The following is a 22,720-nucleotide window of genomic DNA, read 5'->3' as shown; positions in this document are numbered from 1 at the left end:
CGCCGTGCAGTACAACGGCATCAAGGTTGGCGATGTCACCCAGCTCAAGCTCGACAAGCAGGATCCGCGCAAGGTGCTGGCCTGGATCCGCCTCGGTGGCGACACGCCGGTGCGGCAGGATACGCACGCCAAGCTCGCGTTGACCGGCGTGACCGGCCTGGCGGTGATCCAGCTCAGCGGCGGCTCGCCCGGCAGCCCGCCGCTGGAAAGCAAGAACGGCGAACTGCCGGTGATCGTGGCCGACCCCTCCCCGCTCAGCCGCATACTCGCCAACGGCGAGGACCTGGTGATGAACATCAACGATGTGGTGGCGCGCGCCAGCACCCTGCTGTCGCCCGAGAACATGGACCGCATCGGGCGTACGCTCGATCATCTGGACAAGGCCACCGGCGCCATCGCCGACCAGCGCGACGACATCCGCACGCTGCTCAAGCAGCTCGCCGAAGCCAGCAAGCAGGCCAACGACACGCTGGCGCAAACCCAGAAGCTCGTGCAGTCGGCCAACGGCCTGGTCGACAACCAGGGCAAGGCCACGCTCGACAGCGCCAGGAATGCGCTCGCATCGGTGGAACGCGTCACCGCCAACATTGATCGCCTGGTCAACGACAATCGCGCTTCGATCAACGGCGGCATGCAGGGCTTCAGCGAGCTGGCGCCGGCGATCCGCGAGTTGCGCGACGCCGCCGGGTCGCTGCGCGGCGTCGCGCGCCGCCTCGATGACAATCCCACCGGCTTCCTGTTGGGCCGCGATCGCAGCAAGGAGTTCGTGCCATGAGGCTGTATGCCCGTCTTTCCGCCTGCATCGCTGCCGCCGTGCTGACGGCGTGCTCGGTGCTGCCCAAGGCCGAAACACCCGACATCTACCGGTTGCCCGCGACACCGCTGCCGCACGCGCAGGCGCCTTCGGCGAGCTGGTCGCTGCGCATCAATACGCCACAGGCCGAGCGCATGATCGACAGCTCGCGCATCGCGGTGATGCCGCAAGGCGATCTGGTCAGCGTGTACAAGGGCGCACGCTGGAGCGACACCGCCACGACCTTGCTGCGCAACCGCCTGATCGACGCCTTCCGCGACGATGGCAGGGCTGCGTCGGTGAGCAGCGACGACAATGGACTGCCCGCGAGCTACACGTTGGCCGGTGACCTGCGTGCCTTCCAGTCGGAGTACCAAGGCAACGCGCCCGTGGTGGTCATCCGCTACGACGCACGCCTCGTGCAGAACAGCGGGTTGCGCGTGGTGGCGACGCGGCGTTTCGACGTCACGCAGCCCGTCGGAGGGACCTCCGTTCCGCAGGTGGTCGCGGCGTTTGGGCAGGCCAGCGATGCGTTGGCGGCGCAGGTGGTGGCGTGGACAACACAGCAGTCGCTGGCATCGCCGGCCGCGCCCACCGAATGACGCCAGCGCTCAGCGCCGCGACGGATCGATCCAGCGAAATGTCAGGTTGATGCGCGGCCCCACCGCCGCGCTCGTCTTCGGCAAATCGTGCACATAGAGACGCTGCGCGTCGCCGGCCATCCTGAGCAGGCTGCCGTGCCCCAGCGTGATGACGCGCGTGTCCTCACGCGTGCCGGCCTGCCTGGGCTTGAGTCGAAACCGCCGCTCGGCGCCAAGGCTGAGCGATGCGATCACCGGTCGTTCGCCCAGCTCGGGTTCGTCGTCGCTGTGCCAGCCCATCGAGTCCTGGCCGCTGCGATACAGGTTGGCGAGCACGCTGTTGAAACGGCTGCCGCAGGCCTTTTCCACCCGGCTGCGCAAAACCGCCAGCGCGGGTTGCCACGGGCGCGGTTCGAAACGCGTTCGCGAGTACACGTAGGTCGCATCAGGGTCGCCGATCCAGCAACTCAGGCGCGGCGAATCCACCTCGCGCCCATAGATGCGGATGCGATGGACTTCCCAGGGAATCGCTGCCCGCAATCCGGCAAGCAAGGCGTCGGCCTCCGCATCGTCGAGCCAATGCCGCCACAGCGATAGCTCGGCGCCTGGCAATGGGAGTGACTGCCAGCCGGGCATCTCATCGAACAAGCTCAACATGCGTGCCTCACCGCTGCCCGTCATTCCGGCGCAGGCCGGAATGACGGCCTTAAAAGCTAGCTCTCAAGCCTTCTCATACGATCCCGGGAAACGCCGGCTCCACATCCAGCGTGGCCGCCAACACCGAGGCGAGTTCGAGCAGGCGCAAATCGGAGCCGCGTGCGCCGACCAGTTGCAGGCCCACCGGCATGCCGTCGGGCAGGTAACCCATCGGGATGTTCACCGCCGGGCAACCAGCCAGGCTGGCGAAGCTGGTCAGGTCCGCCTGCGAATCGGGCACCGGGCCATCGAGCGGGAACGCGCCCTGCGGCGTGGTGGGCAGCACCAGCACGTCGATCTGCGCGAACAGGCGGCGCATCTTCAGCGTGGCCGCGTCGAGCACGCGATCGGCGCAAGCATAGTCGGCAGCACTCTTGCCTGCCGCATAGCCCAGCAATCGACGAAAATGCTCGGACACCCGGCACTCCGTATCGGCCAGATCCGCGGCGAAGGTGCCGAGCATCTCCGCCTCCATCAGCAGGAAACCGGCGCGACGCGTGCGTGCGAAATCCCAGTCGGAAAAATCCACCGTGCGGCGTTCGCCCAGCTCACGCGGCCAGTTGGCCAGCGCAGCCTCGAACACGGCGATGACCTCCTGCTGTACGCCGAGCGCCGCGAGGTCGGGCAGGAAGCCGGCACGCAAACGCCCCGGCTCCCAGTCCGGTGGCGACAGGGCCACGCGACGGCGGCGCGAGCGCGGGTCGTCGGCGTCGTAGCCGGCCAGTACCTGCAGCAGCACGGTGAGATCGTCCGCACTGCGCGCGATCAGGCCCACCGTGTCCAGCCGCCGCGCCGCCGGCACCATGCCACGCGCCGAGATTTCCCCATGCGTGGGCTTGAGCGCGTAAACGCCGCAATAGCTGGCCGGAATACGGATCGAGCCCAGGCTGTCGGAACCCACCGCGGCCACCGCGAGCCCGGCAGCCACGGCCGCGGCCGCGCCGCCCGACGAGCCGCCCGCCGTATAGCCGTGGCGAAGCGGATGGTGGGTGGCGCCGTAATGGGGGTTGTCGGTGGTCGCGCCCAGCGCCCCCTCGTCCATATTGGTCTTGCCGATGATGACGGCGCCCGAGGCGCGCAGCCGCGCCACCACATGGGCGTCTTCGCCGACCGGCCTGGAGCGGCCGGCCAGGCCCGCGCGGGTTGGCCAACCGGCCACGTCGAAATTGTCCTTGAGCGCGATGGGGATGCCGTCGAGCCGCCCGATCACGCCGTCACGGCGACGATGCTGGGCCGCCAGCGCCTGCTCCTGCAGCATGGCCGAGCTCAGGCTGACATAGGCGTTGATCTCGGGATTGAGGCGCTCGATCGCCTCCAGGTACGTTTCGGCCAACGACTGCGGCTGTACCCGATCGACCGCCAGCCAGTGCAACAGCTGACACATCGTCGCCCGGCGCTGGTCGAGATCGTTGATCGGGGGTTGCAGGTTCATATTGTTCTTCCCTGGGTCTCACGGTCGATTATCACCACCGGAGATGAAGGGTTTGCAAGGATTCGGCCATCCACGTTGCCCGGCACCGCCTGAACCCGGACAATGCCGGTTTGCCCGTTTCCATACGTGGGGGAACGGAATCGTGCCGCAGCAGCCAGTTGGAGTTACGCCATGAGCGACCGCGAAATGATGGAATACGACGTCGTCGTCGTCGGCGCAGGCCCCGCAGGCCTCTCCTTCGCCATCCGCCTGAAGCAGCTCAAGCCGGACGTGAGCGTGTGCGTGATCGAAAAGGCGTCGACCATCGGTGCGCAGATCCTCTCCGGCGCTGTGATCGAACCGCAGCCGCTGGACGCGCTGCTGCCCGGCTGGCGCGACAACCCGCCGCCGATCTGCGTGCCCGCCACCGAGGACGAATTCTGGCTGCTCACCAAGACCGGCGAACGCAAGCTGCCGGTGCCGCCGGGCATGAACAACCACGGCAACTTCATCGTCTCGCTCGGTGCGATGTGCGCCTGGCTCGCGCCGCAGGCCGAGGCGCTGGGCGTGGACGTGTTTCCCGGTTTCGCCGCCGCCGACAACATCTACAACGAAGACGGTTCCGTCGCAGGCGTGCGCATCGGCGACATGGGCGTGGCGAAGGACGGTTCGCACAAGCCGGGCTACACCCAGGGCATCGACATCAAGGCCAAGGTCACCGTGCTGGCCGAAGGCGCGCGCGGCAGCCTCACCAAGCAGCTGATCAAGCGTTTTGCGCTGGACAAGGACAGCGACCCGCAGGGCTACTCCATCGGCATCAAGGAACTGTGGCAGGTACCCGCCGGCCGCGTGCAGCCGGGCAAGATCGTGCACAGCTTCGGCTGGCCGGCCGACAGCCACACCTATGGCGGCAGCTTCCTGTATCACCTGGACAAGGACCGGATCGCGCTGGGCTACGTCAGCGGCCTGGACTACACCGATCCCAACTACCAGCCGTGGGAAGCCTTCCAGCAATGGAAGAACCATCCGACGGTGAAGTCGTTGCTGGAAGGCGGCACCATCCTCTCGGCCGGCGCACGCGCCATCGTCACCGGCGGCTACCAGTCGCTGCCCAGGCTGGAAATGCCCGGCGCACTGCTGATCGGCGACACCGCCGGCCTGCTCAATGTGCCCAAGATCAAGGGCACCCACCAGGCGATCAAGAGTGGCATGCTCGCCGCCGAACACCTGGCCGCCACCGGGCTCGACCCGGCCGGCTTCGACGCCAGGCTGCGCGCCTCCGACGTGATGGCCGAGCTGAAGAAGGTGCGCAACATCAAGCCCGCCTTCAAGAAGGGCCTGTGGTTCGGCATGTTGAACGCCGCCTGGGAAACCGTCGTGGCAGGCGCCTCGCCGTGGACGCTCAAGAACAAGGCCGACTGGTCCTCGCTGCACAAGCTCGGCCAGCAGGAAGAGCCCAAGCGCGACTACCTGCAGCGCGAACTGCCGCCGCGCGACCGCCTGGCCGGCGTGTACTTCGCCGCCACCGAGCACGACGAAGACCAACCCATCCACCTGCAGGTCGCCGACACCAACGTGTGCATCAGCCAGTGCACCGTCGAATACGGCAACCCCTGCACCCGCTTCTGCCCCGCCGGCGTCTACGAGATCGTCGACGACGCCAAGCCCGACGGAAGCACCGGCAAGCGCCTGCAGATCAACGCCGCCAACTGCGTGCACTGCAAGACCTGCGACATCAAGGACCCGTACCAGATCATCAACTGGGTGACGCCAGAGGGTGGGTCGGGGCCGAATTACCAGAATCTCTGACGGGAGGACTCTGCGCTGTCCGCCCGACTCACCTGGCGCTTCAAACGCCTGAATTACGCGCTGCAACGTTTCCGCGGCAGCGTCGCCTTGCGTGGCTGGCGTGGCACGCTCGCGCGTGTTCGCCAGGAATTCGTGCGACGCCCGACGCTCGACGATTCGCTACACGTCGAGTCGCTCGACCTACCTTTTACCCCGTTCACGCTGCCCACCTCGGAGCAACCGCTGGTATCGGTGATCATTCCGGTCCACGGCAAGGTGGCCTATACGCTTGCATGCCTGCGCTCGATCGCGCGAAATGCCCCGACAGCCTCGTTCGAAGTGATCGTGGTGGACGATGCCTCTCCCGACAACTCGGTCGAGCGGCTTAGCCAAGTCCAAGGCCTGCGCATACTGCGCAATGATCGCAACCTGGGCTTTATTGGCACGAGCAACACGGGCGCCACGGCAGCGCGTGGCGACTTCCTGTTGTTCCTCAACAATGACACACAAGTCACGCCGAACTGGCTCGACGGCCTGCTTGCCTGCTTCAATGACCGCAAGGACTGCGGTATCGCTGGTAGCCGCCTGGTCTATCCGGATGGCCGCCTGCAGGAAGCCGGAGGCCTTGTGTTCGCCGATGGCAACTGCTGGACGTCGGGCCGCTTCGAGCAGCGTGACACCCCTGCCTGGCGCTATCGTCGCGAAGTGGACTATGTCAGTGGTGCATCGCTGATGATCCGCCGCGATGTGTTCCGCAGCGTCGGCGGGTTCGACCAGCGCTATGCACCCGCCTACTACGAAGACACCGACCTGGCATTCGCGATGCGACAGCTCGGCCTGAAGGTCTATTACGAGCCGTCCAGCACCGTCATTCACTGCGAAGGCATCAGCGCCGGCACCGACCTGCACTCGGGCATGAAACGCCACCAGGTGACGAACCAGGCCGTATTCTCGGCGAAATGGGAAAGCGCCCTACGGTCTCAGCCGCCGGAAGGCACTTCACTGCTTCGTGCGCTACGCTGGCGTCGCCGTGGTCGCATCCTCGTTGTCGACAGCATGACGCCGGAACCCACGCGCGACTCCGGGTCCCTGCGCCTCACTGCCATTCTCCGCCTGCTCGACGAACAGGGGTGGTCGGTATCGTTCCTGCCCGACGATGGCCGCGCCACCGACGACGAGATCCGTGCCTTGGGCGAGTTGGGCGTCGAAGTGCTCTGTCGCCCTTGGGTGTCGGACCTACCGCATTGGCTGCGCGCGCACGGCCACGAACTTCATGCCGTGATCCTTTGCCGTCACACCGTCGCTGGGCAATATGCATCGCTGGTGCGCAAGCTGTCGCCAAGGGCGCGCCTCCTCTTCGACACTGTTGACCTGCATTTCCTGCGCGAACAACGGGCCGCCGAACTGAGCGGCAGCGCATCCATGGCCCGACAAGCACAGGCCTCGCGGAAAAGCGAACTGGCGCTGATCGAGCAATGCGATGTCACCTTCGTGGTGAGTCCACACGAGCAGGCCTTGCTGGCGAGCGAGCTGCCGCAGGCGAAAATTGAGCTACTGTCGAACATCCATGATGTGTTCGGGTGCAGGTATCCATATTCGGGGCGAAGAGACCTGGTTTTCATCGGTGGATACGGGCACCCTCCCAATGTCGACGCGATCCGCTGGATCGCGACCGACATAGTGCCCGCACTGCGCGCGCGGCTGCCCGAAGTGGTCGTGAACGTGGTGGGCGACATCCCGGATGCCGCGCGAAAGGAACTCTCCGGGCCTGGCCTGGTGTTTTGCGGCCGGGTGCCAGATCTCGCTCCCATCATGGAGCACGCACTGGCGTCATTGGCGCCGCTCCGGTTCGGTGCCGGGGTGAAAGGCAAGATCAATATGGCCATGAGCTATGGCGTTCCGGTAATCGCGACCGATACGGCGGTGGAAGGCATGCAATTGCGCCCCGGCACCGATGTGCTCGTGGCTGAAGATCCAGACGGCTTTGCCGCCGCGGCCGCGCGCCTCGCGTCTCACGAGGGTTTGTGGATGACTTTGTCACGCAATGGCCTGCGCAATGTGGACGAGCACTTCTCGTCCCGCGCTGCCGCGGCTACCCTTCGCCGCGTACTGGATTGACCCGCTCCGCCGCAATGCGGACCATTCCCGGGCCACCGGAATAACGTGTATGCCGCTCTTCGATTTCGCCAAACGCCAGGTCTTCCAACTGCTGCGCGCCGGCTTTCGCCTGACGCCCTTGCCGGTGGCGACACGTGACCGATGGAGGCAGCGTTTTCTGGATCGCTACGCCGGCATGGTGCCTACCGGGGCACGCGGGCGGGCGCCAGTCGACAGGTCACGCCGCCCTCTGCAGCGCGCGGTGGAGCACGCCATCGGCCATGTGCCGCGTCGCAAGGAGGCACTGCCATCACCGCTGCCGGCGACATTGGTTGCCTTCTATCTGCCACAGTTCCACTCGATACCAGAGAACGACACATGGTGGGGCACCGGCTTCACCGAGTGGCGGAATGTGACGCGTGCACTTCCGCAGTACGAGGGTCATGCACAACCCAGGCTACCCGGCGAATTGGGCTACTACGACCTGCGCCAGCCGGACGTGATGCGCAAACAGATGCAACTCGCGCGCGAGTACGGCATCGGCGCTTTCTGCACCTACTTTTACTGGTTCGCTGGCAAGACGCTGCTGGAGGCACCGTTGCGCCAATGGCTTGTCAATGCTGATCTCGACCTGCCCATCTGCCTGTGCTGGGCGAACGAAAACTGGTCGCGGCGCTGGGACGGCCGCGCGGATGATGTGCTGATTGGCCAGCAGCACAGCGCGGAGGACGACCTCGCGTTCATTGCGCATGTCGCCGTCTACCTGAGGGATCCGCGCTACTTGCGCGTCGACGGCAAGCCGATGCTGCTGGTGTATCGCCCCGGTCTCCTGCCGTCACCGAAGGAGACAGCAGCGCGCTGGCGTGCATGGTGCCGCGATAACGGCATCGGCGAGATCCACCTCGCCTATGTACAAAGTTTCGATCGTGTCGACCCGGCCAATATCGGCTTTGATGCAGCGGTGGAGTTCCCACCGAACAACATCTCGTTGAATACAATCACAGGCGAACAGCAACTTATCAATCCGGACTTCGCCGGCGACGTGCTCGACTGGCGCGAACTCGTGCGTCACGCCACCAACGCCGCCACACCTGGCTATTTGCTATATCCGGGCGTCAACCCGGGCTGGGACAACGAACCCCGTAGGAGCGGCCGCGGCCGCGTGCTGGCCCATGCATCGCCACGCACCTATCGAGACTGGCTGCGGCATGCTGTTTCCGTAGCCCAGACGCGCTCGCCACGCGCTCCGATGGTCTTCATCAATGCGTGGAACGAATGGGCTGAAGGTGCCGTGCTGGAGCCTGACATACGCCTTGGGCATGCCTGGTTGGATGCCACCCGTGCCGCACTATTGCCACCACGTGAAAACACTGCCACACGTCCTTGTGTCGTCGTGCATGCGTGGTACGCGGAAGTGCTCGACGACGTGATCGCAAGCTTGAGCCACAGTGCGCTCAACTGGCGAATCGTGATCACAACGGCACCCGAACGCGAACACGAGGTCCGGGCGCGACTGAAGGGGCTCGGGGTAGACGCAGAAATCCATGTCTTCGAAAACCGCGGTCGTGATGTGCTTCCTTTCCTGCAGGTGGCCGACCAGCTTCTCAACGAAGGCGTCGACACCGTCCTCAAACTGCACACCAAGCAATCGGTGCATCGAGGGGACGGCTCGCAGTGGCGCCACGAATTGCTCCAGAGCCTGGCCGGCGACCGCGCCCCGCGCATCCTGGAGGCTTTCGCCACCGATCCCCGCCTGGGGCTGGTAGCGCCTGAGGGCCACTCGCAGCCGCTGGAGCATTTCCGGGGTGCCGACGAAGCGAACATTCGCGCGCTCTGCACCAGGCTTGGCCTTTCTCAGCCCTCGCCCGCCAGCGAGTTCGTCGCCGGAAGCATGTTCTGGGTCCGCCTCGCTGCGCTTCGCCCACTACTCGACGCGCACATGGCGCCCTGGGAGTTCGGGCACGAGGTAGACCAGAACGATGGCACCACGGCTCACGCCGTGGAACGCATCTTCGCTCTGGCAACATGGTCGGCCGGCTTCACCATGGCGGATGCCGCCAGCGTTTACGGCCGAGCTTCGGACACCCCGACGACCTTGTCCACATGCCCAAAGAATAGGTTAAATGACTGTTTTTAGTTGTTTTTCCTGACGTATTCATACAAATGTTTGAAGCCGAGTAGAATGTCATTTTTCTGCCCGCGCGGCGGTTTATCAGTTAAGGACCCATCGATGAAGATTCTTGTTGGCTACAAGCGCGTCGTGGACTACAACGTCCGCATCCAGGTGAAACCCGATGGCACCGGCGTGGTGACGGATGGCGTGAAGCTTTCCGCCAACCCGTTCGACGACATCGCCCTGGAAGAAGCCCTGCGCCTGCGCGAAAAGGGCGTGGCCGAAGAAGTGGTGGTCGTGGGTATCGGCCCTGCCGACCTCACCCCGCACCTGCGCAACGGCCTGGCCATGGGCGCCAACCGCGCGATCCACGTGGTGACCACGGACGCCGTGCAGCCGCTCACCGCCGCCCGCATCTTCCAGAAGCTGATCGAGAAGGAACAGCCGGCCCTGGTCATCCTCGGCAAGCAGGCCATCGACGACGACGCCAACCAGACGGGCCAGATGCTGGCCGCGCTGTGGGATCGTCCGCAGGCCACCTTCGCCAGCCAGGTCGAGATCGCCGACGGCAAGGCCAGGGTGACCCGCGAAGTCGATGCCGGCCTGGAAGTGATCGAAGCCGAACTGCCGGCCGTGATCACCACCGACCTGCGCCTCAACGAGCCGCGCTTCATCAAGCTGCCGGACATCATGAAGGCCAAGTCCAAGCCGATCGACACCATCGAGTTCGGCTCGCTGGGCGTCGAAGCCAACGACCACCTCAAGACCACGCACTACACCGCGCCGGCCAAGCGCAGCAAGGGCGTAATGGTGAAGGATGCGGCCGAACTGGTCGCGGCGCTGAAGCAGAAGGGGCTTTTGTGATCGTCCCTGATCAAAACCCGGCCGTCCATGGCCGGACTTTTCAATAAAAGCCTCCCTGTCCCACGTCTGAGGGAACACCCATGACCAAGATCCTCGTCGTCGCCGAACACCTCGGCGGCAAGCTCAACTCCTCCACCGCGCGCGCCGTGAGCGCCGCCGCGGCCATCAAGCCCGAAGCCATCGACGTGCTGGTGCTGGCCGACAACGTCGACGCCATCGCCGCCGACGCCGCCAAGATCGAAGGCGTGAGCCGCGTGCTCACCGTCGCCCGCGCCGAGAACGCGCATCCGCTGGCCGCCGTGCTGGCCCCGCAGATCGCCAAGGCCGCCACCGGCTACAGCCACGTGTTCGCTCCGTCGACCACGTTCGGCAAGGACGTGCTGCCGCGCGTGGCCGCCCTGCTCGGCGTGGCCCAGGTCAGTGACGTGATGAGCGTGGAAAGCGCCCACACGTTCAAGCGCCCGATCTATGCCGGCAACGCGATCATCACGGTCGAAGCCGATCCCAACACCACCGTCGTCGCCACCATCCGCACGGCCTCCTGGCCTGCCGCGGCGACGGGCGCCAACAACGCCCCGGTCGAAGCCCTGACGGTGGACGTAGCCCTGCCCTCGCATACCCGCTTCGTCGAACTGCAGTCGGGCAAGAGCGACCGTCCTGACCTGCAGAGCGCCAGCAAGGTGGTCTCGGGTGGCCGCGGCGTGGGCTCGAAGGAGAACTTCGACATCATCTTCAAGTTCGCCGACAAGATCGGCGCCGCCGTGGGCGCCTCGCGTGCCGCCGTCGACGCTGGCTACGTGCCGAGTGACCTGCAGGTGGGCCAGACGGGCAAGATCATCGCCCCCGAGCTTTACATGGCCATCGGCATTTCCGGCGCCATCCAGCACCTCACCGGCATCAAGGACGCGGGCACCATCGTGGCAATCAACAAGGACGGCGAGGCGCCGATTTTCGAAATTGCCGACATCGGCTTGGTGGGTGACCTGTTTACGCTGCTGCCGCAGTTGGAACAGGCACTGGGTAATTGAGCCGACACACCTCAAGCGGAGTGCAAGGATTCAAAATTTGCTAGTTGCCCGAGACCATGAGGTAGTCGTTGCGCGGGGCCGCCAGGTCGCCCCGCGCGATGGTCACAGGTTTTCCAGCAGTTGGCGGCCCTGCTCCAACGTGTGGAGGGGAACGATGTCGGCCCGTCCGTCGACGCTATCGTCCTGCCCGTAAAGCCACAGGTTCCCGACGCCTGCGGACCGACCGGCTTTCATGTCGGACATCTTGTCGCCGATGAATATCGACCTGGCGAGATCGACCCCCTCGTCTTCGGCAGCCCTCAGAATCATGCCCGGCATGGGTTTGCGGCAATCGCAATCGACCCGGTATCGACCGATGCCTTCGGAAGGATGGTGCGGGCAATGGTAGACGCGTGACAGTTTCACTCCGCATTTCGCGAACTCGTCAGACATCCATGTCATGTACGCATGGAAGTCCTCCTCGGAGTAATAGCCCCTGGCGATTCCGGCCTGATTCGTCACGATGACGATAATGAACCCGTGCGCCTCCGCAGCGCGACAGAGATCAAAGATCCCGTCGATGAATACGGTGCGCTCCGCGCTGCAGACGTAACCGTAGTCGACATTGATCACACCGTCCCGATCTAGGAAAAGCGCCTTTTTGCGTGCATCCGTCATATCCGGTCAGGCACTTTCCACACCAAGGCACACAGGGGACCGCCGATAGTCTTCCGGCACCCCGATATCGATGAAATCATGCGTGCTCGTAAATCCGGCCATCCGGCCCGAGCCGGTCATCGTCGCGAGGACGTCCGTCTCGAATGAGAATTTTCGCGCCGGCGGAAATGCCGTCAACGCAGCGCACCGCACATAATATGTTCCCGCGTTGATGAACCCAGGACCCGAGCCTCCCTTCTCCCTGAAACGCTCGATGCGGGCACCGTCTATCTCGACGGCACCATAGCGCCCCACGTCGGGAACATTTGCCAGGGCGACGCCGATCTCGACCGAATGTGCTGCCGAGAATTGGGCGAAAGCCGCGTAATCGAGGGAAAGAAAGGTGTCCCCGTTCGCCACAAAGAACGCGTCGCCCATGATCGAAGCTGCCGCATGGGCGATGGCCCCGCCGGTGCCGAGAGGCTCGCTCTCCCTCACATAGACCAGATCCATCCCTCGCCAGGTACGCCCGAGCGCCTCGGGCAGCACTTCCCCCATGTAACCCGTCGCGAAGATGACACGCCGGAGCTTCTGCTGGGCAAATGCGTCCAGCAGGTATGCGAGAAACGGCCGCCCCCGTACAGGGGCCAACGGCTTGGGAACATCGCTGACCACGTCACGCAGCCGGGTTCCGAACCCTCCTGCCAGGACGACGATTTCCTCAGGCACGGCCATGTTCGAACATCTCGCTCTCGATGAGCCCGCAGATCAGGTGTCCCAGGAACTCGTGCCCTTCCTGGACTTTCGGAGTCTCGTCCGACGGCACGCGTATGCAGTGGTCACACTCGTTCGCCATATCGCCGCCACCGGCGCCCGTGAAACCTATGGAAACGACGCCGCGTTCCCGGGCAGCGCGCACGGCGCGCAGGATGTTCTTCGACTTGCCCGACGTGGAGATGGCGAACAGCACATCCCCCCGCTGGCCAATCGCCTCGACTTGCCGGGCGAATACGTAGTCGTAGCCGTAGTCGTTGCCAATGGCGGTCAGGATACTGGTGTCCGTCGTCAATGCTATGGCAGGAAGGCCCGGACGGTCGAAGTAAAAGCGGCTGACCAGTTCGCCCGCCCAGTGCTGGGCGTCCGCCGCGCTTCCACCGTTCCCGGCGAACATCAGCTTGTGCCCCTGCCTCAACGCATTGACCGATATTCCCACCACCTCGGCAATTTGCGCGCGAAGGGACGCATCGATCGACATGGTCTTGAGAAGGTCTATCGACTTCGAGAACTCGGAGTCAATGTGGTCGTTTAGCTGATTCGCCATGATGTGGCCCCGTGTTGGGTGAAGTGGAAGTCCATGACGCTACCGCCCTGGCTGGTCAATGCGCGGACGAGCGGAATTCGGCGCTCTGGGTCGCAAACGAACATGATGAAACCGCCGCCGCCCGCACCTGACACCTTGGCGGCGCGGGCGCCGTTGGCATATGCAAGTTGCTCAACCGATTCGATGAGCGGATTGGTAATGCAATCTGCGGTCTGCTTCTTTGCCTCCCATCCAGCCATCAGGGTTTTTCCGAAGGCCATGAGGTCACCTCTGAGCACGGACTCCTTCATTTGCACCGCCTCAGCCTTGAGCCGATGCATCGCGTCAATCGACGACTGCTTCTGTTCGCCGACGTTCCGCGACTGCTGGTCGATAATATCCGCGGAGGCTCTTGAGACCCCGGTGAAATACAGCACCAGCGAGGCTTCGAGCTCAGCCCAGACCCAGTCCTTCACCCTCAACGGGTTCACGATCACCCGTTCGTCGGCATAGAACTCCATGAAATTGAAGCCGCCGAATGCCGCCGCGTATTGATCCTGCTTGCCGCCTGCCAGTCCGAGGTCCTTGCGCTCGATTTCATAGGCCAGATGGGCAACTTCGTATTCCCCGAGCGGAAGCTGGAAAAACTCCGTGAACGCCTGCACCAGCGCCACCACCATGGTCGACGACGAACCAAGGCCGGACCCCGGGGGCGCATGGGAGAACGTCTTGACGTCGACTGGCCGCCCGCGACCGCCCAGAAAGTCGCGGACAATCCGCGCGTAGACGCCTTTCGCCAGGCGCATACCACCGTCGAGCACCAGCTCGTCGCAGTGATGGGACTCGGAGATATCCACGTCAATGCCGTGGTATCTGACCTGGTCCTTCTGCCCCTCGCTGACGACCGCGTACGCATATTTGTCGATGGTCACGTTCATGACCTGGCCGCCGTAGACGTCGCAGTACGGCGACACGTCCGTTCCGCCACCCGCCAAGCCGAGTCTAAGCGGTGCTCTAGCCCTAACCAGCACACTCATCGATTCAATCTCTTAAAGAAGATCCGCATAGAGGCGGGAGTGGATTCCCAGCAAGGCTTCGTCCTCACGCTGGGAGTAGGACGAACGTCGGCGGCAGTGGATCACCGCCGCTTCCGTGCCACGAAAGCAAACTGCTCCCCTCCCAGGTAGGCGAGATCTCGCGACCAATAACAGATCGCCTCGGCCTCCTCGAACCCGACTCTCTTCAGTTGCTCCAGCATGTCCCAGCCGAAGTAACGGAAGCACAGCGCACCATTCTCAGGGTCCACAGGATTCCCATGGTATTCCGGCTCCATCAGATGTTCGATCGCACCATCCTCGCGCAGGATCGCTCGCGTGATCTCCGTCGGGCTGCTCGAGGAGAAGGGCGCGGTGAACAGCAGGACACCGCCAGGGGCAAGGGTCCGGTAGCACTCGCGAAACGCCGCTTCGGCATCGGGCACGTGCTCCAGCACGTCCAGCGAAACAATCAGATCAAACGAAGCATCTGCGAAAGTCAGCGACGTCAGGTCCTCGTGCCGGATACCGTTGACAAAACTTCCACCCGCGTACTCGGGGCCAAAATACTCGGTGCCCGTGACGTTGTTGAAATTTGCTTCGAACCACTGGTATTGCCGGGTCGTCCGCTCCGTGAGGTAGATGCGCGAGGTCTTTGGCACATGCAAGACATGATTCACCAGCTGCATGATGCCGCGGGCCCGATTGATGAAGCTGCACTTGACGCAATCGAGGTGTTCGCGCCAGTTGGGAATCGGCCTTCCAGCGGGTGTTGTCTGACACGAGTACATGAAGCTCACCCTGAACTGGCTTGCATCGTCGCAATTGACGCAATACCCATCGATGAGAAAGCTCTCCTCGTCTGCAGGGATAAGGTCCAGCTCAAGTTGGGCGCGGCGTGCCCGTTCGTTCTCGGTGCGTTGCTGGTGCCGCACATAAGTTGAATAGGATCCGATCCGCTCGAAAACAAAGTCGTTGTTGCGCAAGCCGGTCTGTTCTAGCAGGCGGCCGAGATGTTCCTTTCCGGCCTCCTCCGTGTACAACAGGTCGACCTTCCGCATGCCCTTCACCGAGAGCTCGGACCACAGATTTGGGTCGGAATAGGCCCGCACAACCAGATCGGCGAATTCAGAGGCAACATCCGCCTCCAGCACCTCGACACCTGCTTCCAGGCCCATGCCCTCGAATGCAATGGCGGTGCCCACCACGGGCACGCCCGCGATCATCGCTGTGGCTACCTTGCCCTTGACTCCCGCCCCGAACCGAAGAGGCGCTACAGACAAGCGTACCTTCGACAGGAGGCTATCCAGATCCTCCACGAAGCCGACAACCCTGACGCCAGGAATGTCTCCCAAGGCCACGATCTCCGGGGGAGGGAAGCTACCGACGATCAGGAACTCGACGCCGGGCAGCCGCGCGCTGGCCAACGGCCAAATCTCGCGGCAGAAATACTCCATGGCGTCGACGTTGGGAAGATGCCGATACCCACCCACAAACACGATGCCCTCGCGTTCATCGAAGCCAGCGATCTTCTCCGGCCTGCCGGAGGTGACCAGAGGCACCGGCAAGTACCTGATGTCGGCTTCAGGAGCATCCAGCGACAGGATTTCCTTCTCCACGGGGCTGACCACGATGGTCACGTCAGCCGTGTTGATGATGTTGAGCTCAAACTCCTTGGCCGCCAGCGCCTTCGCGCGAAGTTCATCCGAATCTTCGTGCTCGGCATGCCGGGTGTCACGCAGGTAGTGGAGATCCGCCGTCTCCAGAACGAACTTGGCATAGGGCGCGTAGCGCTTGATATCGGACATGTAGAGAGCCGCGACGGGGGCTCGGAAAACCATCACCAAGTCGTAATCGCAACCGTGCTGCCGCAGGTGCGACGCCATGCTGCCCACGGTCGAGCGATCGAGGCAGCGAATGCCCAGCGCCTCGAGTCGATCGCTGTATCTGCCCAGGTACTCCAAATCGCTCGGAATGAACGTCACGTCGTAACCGAGTTCGACAAAAATCTTCAGGAATCCGAACGTCGTCACCGAACCCGCGTCCTGATCGGGGCGCGGCGTCGACCAGTCCACAAACATCGCACGCTTGACGACATGGGAAGCATGGGGTTTGGGAACCCATTCCTCTTCACGCGCAACATTGTCTGAATACGTCACCGACAGCGTCGAAATCTTCTCGCGCACGCCTTTCAGGCCACGCTCGCGATAGATGCGCCACGCCTTCCTCGCCACTTGGGCGGGTCCTCCTGCGTCACGAATGACATCCTTCGCAAATCGGCGGGCCGAATAACCTGATCCCGCCGCATCAGACAACTCCGCGCCCCGAATCGGTTCGTTGGCGGCCTGTTGGGCCGTGAGCGTGGCTCCCTGCGGCGTGTGTTCGTTCTTGCCGCTCGCGCCATTCCAGCTAAACGAATAGGGAAACCTTGCATACGCCAAATGATCGTTGCCGAAGACGCGGCTACGGTACTCATCAAGCAACAGCTTGAGGTCACCGATGTTGTCCACGTTCAGCTGCCAACTGTGCCTCGAGAACACGGCCGGGTCCTCCAGCTTGTTACCGGAGAAGTGGACGAATCGCAGGCGTTGCCCATTCACCAGCCATGTGTCGTCGCGCAGCGTCACCTGTCGTTGCGGCAGGTTCCAGTACGCCACGTTGTAGCCGGGATGGTGGAGGATGTGCGTGTTCTCGATGAAGGACGGCAGAAGGTCGGCCCACTTTTGATCGACGAACAGTCCTTCCTCAGGACGAATCACGCATTCGAATTCCAGCCTGCGTTCCCACCATTTGACGATCTCGCGCACTCGAGCGGTGTTGCGCAGCGCCACGAAACCCAGGTTATAAATCCCGAGCTGAAGCATATGGATGTCCGTACGCTCGGTATTCTCCGCTGGATGCAGGATGTGCGGTGTGAGCACAGCCTCGGCCCCATCTGAAAGGGCGCTGGTCACTTCGTCCAGGGGACTGACGACGAGGATGTCGGGGTCGAGGTAGACGACCTTCTCGAAGCCCCTCCTTTCGAACAAGTACGTAAATACGAAAGGCTTTATTGCAGTATTGAATTCCGTGATGTTGTACCGCCGCCCCATTTCCTGGTAGTCGGCGATGTCCAGCTGGTCCAGTTCCACCAGCTCGAACGGCAAGCCGCTGACGTCGTAGTCCTCGCCGCGCTCGTCGCACAGGGCGACGAACAAGGCCGCGTCCGGATGTTGGGCGCGTATCGAGTCCGCTAGCGTCCGCGCGTAGGCCGTGAAGTTACGCGAGCAAATGGTGAAGAACGCCAGCCGCCCCTGACCGTCGAAAGGGACGGGGCGCAGAGGTGCCCGTGGCCGCGGAGCCTTGGCAACCGGAGTGCCGTCCGCGATGTTTTGGACGGCCGCTGGTCGGGCAGACGGGTTGCGTTTGAAGTTCTTCCACGACCTGTATGCGTTCGTGTTACGCAGCACGGGTGATAGGCCACGGAATACCGCTCCCTTCACCGCGAGCTTCGCGTCCACCGAGAGGGGAAGACTGTCATAGGTCGCCTTGACGCCGCGGCCCAAAGCCGTCCGCAGGTGCTTGGACAGCACCCTCTGGCGGGCCCAACGCAGCGGCGCAGTGACGCGCCAACTGGTCGAATTCAGCAGCTCGTCGATGTATTTGTCGCTCTCAAGAAGAGCCTTCTCAAGCGCTTCGCTGCGAACGTCGGCCGAGTCAAGCAGATCACCGGTTGCCTCGGCTGCATTCGTCAGCCTGTCGATCATCTCACCTTGGGAGGCGAGCTGCGTGCTGGCCGCCTCCATCAGTGCACTAAACCTCTCGAGCTTTTCATCCTGGCTCAGGATGAGTGCTTGCGCGGAACTCGCGGCCTCCTTCGCAGAACTCGCGGCTTCTCTCGCGGCATCCGCGGCTTCCCTCGCTGCGTTCGAGGCTTCCAGGGATTCCGCAATCTGATCCCGCAGGGAACCCGCAACCGTATCCACCGCATTGGCGATCGATTCCGCGTGCTTTGCCCTCTCTTCGGCTCGTGCCTTACGGGAGACCAGGTCGATTATGGGCTCGGCATAAATCTGCGAGGCCGCGAGATACTCGTCGTACAGCGCGTCTACCTCGCGCCACGCCCCCAGGCCGCGCGAGATGCGCCCACAGATTTCGTAGAGCTTCCCGACCAATCCAGGCAATCGGGGGGCATCAGCGTGAGAGGACTCGCCCTCGGCAACATTGAAATGCCGCTCGCCCACTTCGAGAAAACTGTCGATAGCTGCACCGGCGACGTCAAAGCCACGCGGCCAGTCGACCTGCAGCTCACCCGCTACTCGCGCCATGGATCCACGCCAGTCTTCGAGCAACTGGTCATATAGGAGTACGCTCCTGGGGCGATCACGGGTGGCCCGCTCGGCCTCCAGCAAATGCTGCATCCAAAGCAAGTACGAGTGTCCCGGCACCCAGCGATCACGCACGCGCAGCGATTCCGCGACTTCGAGCGGGTTGCGCACCACCAGCAATACCGAAACGTCGACATCACAACGCTGGGCCGCTTCAAGCCAGAGCGGCGCGAGCCGGCACATACGCGGGTCTTTGATGGCCCAGACCGGGCTATCGCCAAAGTCGCGCTCGATCAGGCGCGCAAATGTTGCCACGGCCTGCCTCGCTTCAGGCGAATTCTCCCAGCCGGGGGGCATCTCGCGAATGTCGTGCCATGTACGACCAAGCTCGGTGAGCAGAAGGTCATCAAGTTGGTTGGCTTCGAAGTGTTCCCAGAATCCCTTTCTGTTGTCCGGCGCAGGGTCGACCAGGGCCGGGCCGAGATCAGCCCCAAGCAGATTGACGACACGCGTCGTGGCAGAAGTGCCACTACGATGCATGCCGAGTATGAAAATGCCCTTCTTCCGGGAACGCGAATTCTCACTCATGGTGACTAATCTCATGCCTCCGCGCTGCGGAACGACGGTTGGATGTCAAAATTGATCAGGCCCGTGGCAAGGCGCTCGGGATCGTGCATGACACGGAACATCGCAACGTCGATGCAACGACCCAGATACCCTTCTTCTTCGCCCACCCTGCCCACGACGCCTGCATTCAGGAAATAGGTACCTGGGGCGAGATGCGCACGGAAGCGGAAACGCACTTCGAACTCCTGCCCCCCTTCCACGACGACGATCGAGTCGGTCAACGTGGAAGACGCGCCACCGCCCAGCTCAAGGCCAGTGACCGTCTTGATCATCATGCCAAAACGTACTGCCGAAGCCGACTGCCGGAACACGACGTTGTAAGCGTAAACGTACTCCCTGTCCGCCTTGAGCACGTTGACTCGCTTGCCGCCGGGCGTTTCCAGCCGAACGTCCGTAATCTCGGCGCCAAGGGACTCGTAGTGAAGCGTGCTTTGCGGAACCAGGCCTTCGTCAAAGAAAAGTTCGTCTTGCTCTTCCATCTCTACGCCCGAAGCGGACGAGACCACCTGCTGCGCTTCCGCGAGCGCCAGGCCCTGCTCGGCGGCTGCCTCAGGTGTACCGCACTCCGCTCGAATTTCAGACCTAATGGCATCGAGGCGATCCGCCGGGGCGTAAAGCATCTTTTGGTAACGGGAGACGATGGTCTTGGGTGCACCAATGCCTAGCAGCTCGCCGTGATCGAGAAGGACAGCCCTGTTACAGAGCTCCGTGACTACACTGGCCGAATGGGAAACAAAAAGGATCGTCGCCCCATTTTCGCGAATCGCGTTGATGCGGGCGAAGCATTTGCGCTGGAAAGCTTCGTCACCGACGGATAATGCCTCATCGACCACGAGAATATCCGGCATGACGTTGATCGCGACGGCAAATGCCAATCGGACATACATGCCGCTCGAATAGCTCTTCACCGGCTGGTCGATGAATTCGCCGATATCGGCAAAAGCTGCAATGTCGTCGAACCGGTCTTCGATCTCCGGCCGGGTAAGCCCGAGCACCGTGCCGTTCAGAAAGACATTTTCTCGACCGGTGAAATCCGGATTGAACCCCGAACCCAGCTCGAGCAACGCCGCCACGCGGCCGCGAACGTCAATGCTGCCGGCCGATGGTGTCAACGTACCGCAGATCATCTGGAGCAGTGTGGACTTGCCCGAGCCGTTACGACCAACGATGCCCAATGTCTCGCCGCGCGCCACCGAAAAATCGACGTCTCGGACAGCCCAGAATTCGCGGAACCACCGACCTTTGTCATGCCGGGACAGCATCTGGAGCAGCCGATGATGCGGCCTATCGTAAATGGGGTAAACCTTGCTTACCCCATGGACGCGAATCGCGATGTTCTCAGAGGACATCGGCAAACCCCCGCCTGGTAGCGCGGAACCAGCCATAGCCCGCATATGCAAAGGTCATTGCCGCGCAAAAATAGGCAAACAGGCCCAACCAGTTGGGCATTTCGCCCCAGAGCGCGACAGCGCGTGCCTGATTGATGATGAACGTTAGGGGATTCAGGTTAAAAAATACCTGATAGGCGGGGGGCAGGCTCGACATGGGAATCATGGCGGACGAAAGGAACAATGCCGCCATGGACATCACGCCGGTCACTTGGCCGATGTCACGAAAGTAGACTCCGAGTGCAGCGAAGAACCATGCCAGTCCAGCGGTGAGCACGACGAGCGGTGCAACGACGGCCGGCAAGAAAACGATGGTCCAGGAAAACTCATGGTCCATGACCAATCGAAGCACGATGAACACAACCATGTTCATGGCCATGTGGAAAAGCGCGGAAAGAATCATCGGCCACGGAAGAATCTCGAGTGGGAAGACGACCCTCTTCACGAAGTTTACGTTGCTGGTAACCAGCAACGGTGAGCGATTCAGGCACTCGGCAAAATAGCCGTGCACGATCAACCCGATGAAAAGAATGATGGCGAAGCTGTCATGCCGATCCGCAGCCTCTTGCCACCTCCCCTTGTAGATATTTCCAAAGGCGAAGGTGTAGACCATCAGCATGAGAAAGGGGCTGATGAGAGACCACAGGAGACCGAAGCTGGCTCCGCGATAGCGGCCCAGCACATCACGCTTCGCCAGTTCGATCGTCAACGAGTTGTATGTAGTCAGGAATGAAAATGGCGCCAACAGCCACCCCTTCCATTGGGCCCGTCTGCCGCCAATGGTGCCTGAAGTCATTGTTGATTCGCTCCCTCGACCCGTTGCTGCTCTCCAACTTTGATCACGCAAGCGCCCCGGCCAGCTCGGAAAGCAAATCAGCAGGGTTCTCCACCCCCACGGACAGGCGGATCAGGCCATCGCTTATGCCCAGGCGCTTCCTGTTTGCCGCCGGCACGGAGGCGTGCGTCATGATCGCCGGGTGCTCAATGAGGCTTTCCACGCCACCGAGCGACTCGGCCAAGGCAAAAATCCGGCAACGCTCAAGCACGCGGCGCGCCTTCTTGAGCCCCCCCTTGACCTCAATGGTGATAATGCCGCCGAAACCGTCCATCTGCCTTTTGGCCAATTGATGTTGCGTGTGGCTCTTTAGACCTGGATAAATCACCTTCTCGATGGCCGGATGCTTTTCCAGCCATTTCGCGATTTCCATCGCGTTTTCGCAGTGCGCACGCATGCGCAGATGCAGCGTCTTCAGCCCGCGCATGGCCAGAAATGAGTCAAAGGGCCCTCCAACGGCACCGACCGAATTCTGTAGAAAGGCCATCTGGTCGGCCAGCCCGGACTCCTGGCTGACGACGACAACGCCGCCCACCATGTCCGAGTGGCCATTGAGATACTTGGTCGCGGAATGCAGCACGATGTCCGCGCCAAACTCCAGCGGACGCTGCAACATTGGCGAGCAGAAAGTGCTGTCCACCACTAGCGTCAAGCCGTGCTGCTTGGCAAATGCGCCAAGCTTGGCGAGATCGACCAGCTTGAGCATGGGGTTGGTGGGCGTCTCCGCCCAGATCATGCGGGTGTTTGGCCTGATTGCAGCCCTGAGGGCCCCGGTATCGTTCAAATCGATGAAGCTGAAATCGAGGCCCGCCGACCGGCGTCGTACACGCTCGAACAGGCGGTAGGTACCACCGTACAGGTCGTCCATAGCGATCACGTGGCTGCCGCTGTCCAGCAGGTCCAACACCGTGCTTGCGGCGGCAAGTCCAGAAGCAAAGGCGAAACCCGCCTGGCCCCCTTCCAGGTCGGCTATGCAGCGTTCATAGGCCATTCGAGTAGGGTTTTGCGTCCGAGAATACTCGTACCCCAGGTGCTCCCCCGGGCTGGCCTGAACATACGTGGACGTGGCGTAGATGGGCACCATGATGGCACCCGTCGAGGGATCAGGCGTTTGCCCGGCGTGAATCGCACGCGTCCCCAGCCCCAACCGCTCCGATGCCGCTTTCTTTGCCATGTGTCAGTATCCGTGATCCGGCGTTTAGCCCGCTCGCAAGACGGGAAT

Annotated in this window: 17 protein-coding genes; 7 read left to right on the top strand and 10 right to left on the bottom strand. The window is 62.7% G+C overall.

The genetic code is table 11. From position 1 onward, the window contains the following. A partial coding sequence (locus JMF82_RS14685; protein ID WP_201315304.1) for an MlaD family protein occupies window positions 1-775 on the top strand: 775 nt, incomplete at its 5' end. Beyond that, window positions 772-1,395 (top strand): ABC-type transport auxiliary lipoprotein family protein, encoded by a 624-nt coding sequence (locus JMF82_RS14680; RefSeq protein WP_201315303.1) that lies wholly within the window; start codon window positions 772-774, stop codon window positions 1,393-1,395. The genes JMF82_RS14685 and JMF82_RS14680, both read left to right, overlap by 4 nt. Before the next feature lie 9 nt (window positions 1,396-1,404). Here JMF82_RS14680 and JMF82_RS14675 read toward each other — a convergent pair whose 3' ends face one another. Beyond that, complete coding sequence (locus JMF82_RS14675; protein ID WP_236585489.1) at window positions 1,405-2,031, bottom strand: alpha-ketoglutarate-dependent dioxygenase AlkB; 627 nt, start codon at window positions 2,029-2,031, stop codon at window positions 1,405-1,407. Window positions 2,032-2,104: 73 nt separating this feature from the next. Further along, the gene (locus JMF82_RS14670) at window positions 2,105-3,502 is read right to left on the bottom strand and encodes an amidase (protein ID WP_201315302.1); all 1,398 of its coding nucleotides are present in this window, start codon (window positions 3,500-3,502) and stop codon (window positions 2,105-2,107) included. Window positions 3,503-3,673: 171 nt separating this feature from the next. Between JMF82_RS14670 and JMF82_RS14665 the strand changes: the two genes are divergently transcribed. The 5 genes from JMF82_RS14665 to JMF82_RS14645 all read left to right on the top strand — a co-directional run bounded on the left by JMF82_RS14665 (window position 3,674) and on the right by JMF82_RS14645 (window position 11,371). Next, the gene (locus JMF82_RS14665; RefSeq protein ID WP_201315301.1) at window positions 3,674-5,290 is read left to right on the top strand and encodes an electron transfer flavoprotein-ubiquinone oxidoreductase; all 1,617 of its coding nucleotides are present in this window, start codon (window positions 3,674-3,676) and stop codon (window positions 5,288-5,290) included. A gap of 87 nt (window positions 5,291-5,377) precedes the next feature. Further along, complete coding sequence (locus tag JMF82_RS14660; protein WP_201315300.1) at window positions 5,378-7,387, top strand: glycosyltransferase; 2,010 nt, start codon at window positions 5,378-5,380, stop codon at window positions 7,385-7,387. 49 nt (window positions 7,388-7,436) lie between these two features. Further along, window positions 7,437-9,503, top strand: coding sequence for a glycoside hydrolase family 99-like domain-containing protein (locus tag JMF82_RS14655; RefSeq protein WP_201315299.1), 2,067 nt, complete (start codon window positions 7,437-7,439; stop codon window positions 9,501-9,503). 93 nt (window positions 9,504-9,596) lie between these two features. Next, a complete protein-coding gene (locus tag JMF82_RS14650) occupies window positions 9,597-10,343 on the top strand; it encodes an electron transfer flavoprotein subunit beta/FixA family protein (RefSeq protein ID WP_201315298.1) in 747 nt (248 codons plus the stop codon). An 80-nt stretch (window positions 10,344-10,423) separates the two neighbouring features. Next, window positions 10,424-11,371: an FAD-binding protein gene (locus tag JMF82_RS14645; protein WP_201315297.1), complete on the top strand. Its 948-nt coding sequence runs from the start codon at window positions 10,424-10,426 to the stop codon at window positions 11,369-11,371. 102 nt (window positions 11,372-11,473) lie between these two features. Here the strand turns inward: JMF82_RS14645 and JMF82_RS14640 are convergent, their stop codons facing one another. The 8 genes from JMF82_RS14640 to JMF82_RS14605 form a co-directional block, all read right to left on the bottom strand. Beyond that, window positions 11,474-12,028, bottom strand: a complete 555-nt coding sequence (locus JMF82_RS14640) for an HAD family hydrolase (RefSeq protein WP_201315296.1) — start codon at window positions 12,026-12,028, stop codon at window positions 11,474-11,476. A gap of 6 nt (window positions 12,029-12,034) precedes the next feature. After that, window positions 12,035-12,742: a nucleotidyltransferase family protein gene (locus tag JMF82_RS14635; RefSeq protein WP_201315295.1), complete on the bottom strand. Its 708-nt coding sequence runs from the start codon at window positions 12,740-12,742 to the stop codon at window positions 12,035-12,037. Beyond that, on the bottom strand, window positions 12,729-13,328 hold the full coding sequence (locus JMF82_RS14630; protein WP_201315294.1) for a D-sedoheptulose 7-phosphate isomerase: 600 nt from the start codon (window positions 13,326-13,328) through the stop codon (window positions 12,729-12,731). Before JMF82_RS14630 ends, JMF82_RS14635 begins: the two co-directional genes overlap by 14 nt. Continuing rightward, window positions 13,313-14,245: a dehydrogenase gene (locus tag JMF82_RS14625; protein WP_236585488.1), complete on the bottom strand. Its 933-nt coding sequence runs from the start codon at window positions 14,243-14,245 to the stop codon at window positions 13,313-13,315. Before JMF82_RS14625 ends, JMF82_RS14630 begins: the two co-directional genes overlap by 16 nt. Before the next feature lie 200 nt (window positions 14,246-14,445). After that, complete coding sequence (locus tag JMF82_RS14620; protein WP_201315293.1) at window positions 14,446-19,236, bottom strand: glycosyltransferase; 4,791 nt, start codon at window positions 19,234-19,236, stop codon at window positions 14,446-14,448. A gap of 11 nt (window positions 19,237-19,247) precedes the next feature. Then, window positions 19,248-20,624: an ABC transporter ATP-binding protein gene (locus tag JMF82_RS14615; protein WP_201315292.1), complete on the bottom strand. Its 1,377-nt coding sequence runs from the start codon at window positions 20,622-20,624 to the stop codon at window positions 19,248-19,250. Continuing rightward, entirely contained in the window at window positions 20,614-21,459 is an 846-nt protein-coding gene (locus tag JMF82_RS14610) for an ABC transporter permease (RefSeq protein ID WP_201315291.1), read from the bottom strand. Before JMF82_RS14610 ends, JMF82_RS14615 begins: the two co-directional genes overlap by 11 nt. A gap of 43 nt (window positions 21,460-21,502) precedes the next feature. Further along, on the bottom strand, window positions 21,503-22,672 hold the full coding sequence (locus tag JMF82_RS14605) for a PLP-dependent aspartate aminotransferase family protein (protein ID WP_201315290.1): 1,170 nt from the start codon (window positions 22,670-22,672) through the stop codon (window positions 21,503-21,505). Window positions 22,673-22,720: the final 48 nt, after the last annotated feature.

It is taken from the genome of Dyella sp. EPa41 (genome assembly GCF_016586165.1).
GTDB lineage: Bacteria > Pseudomonadota > Gammaproteobacteria > Xanthomonadales > Rhodanobacteraceae > Dyella.
The sequence above is the reverse complement of the archived record's forward strand: the minus strand, read 5'-3'. Positions and strand labels throughout refer to the sequence as shown.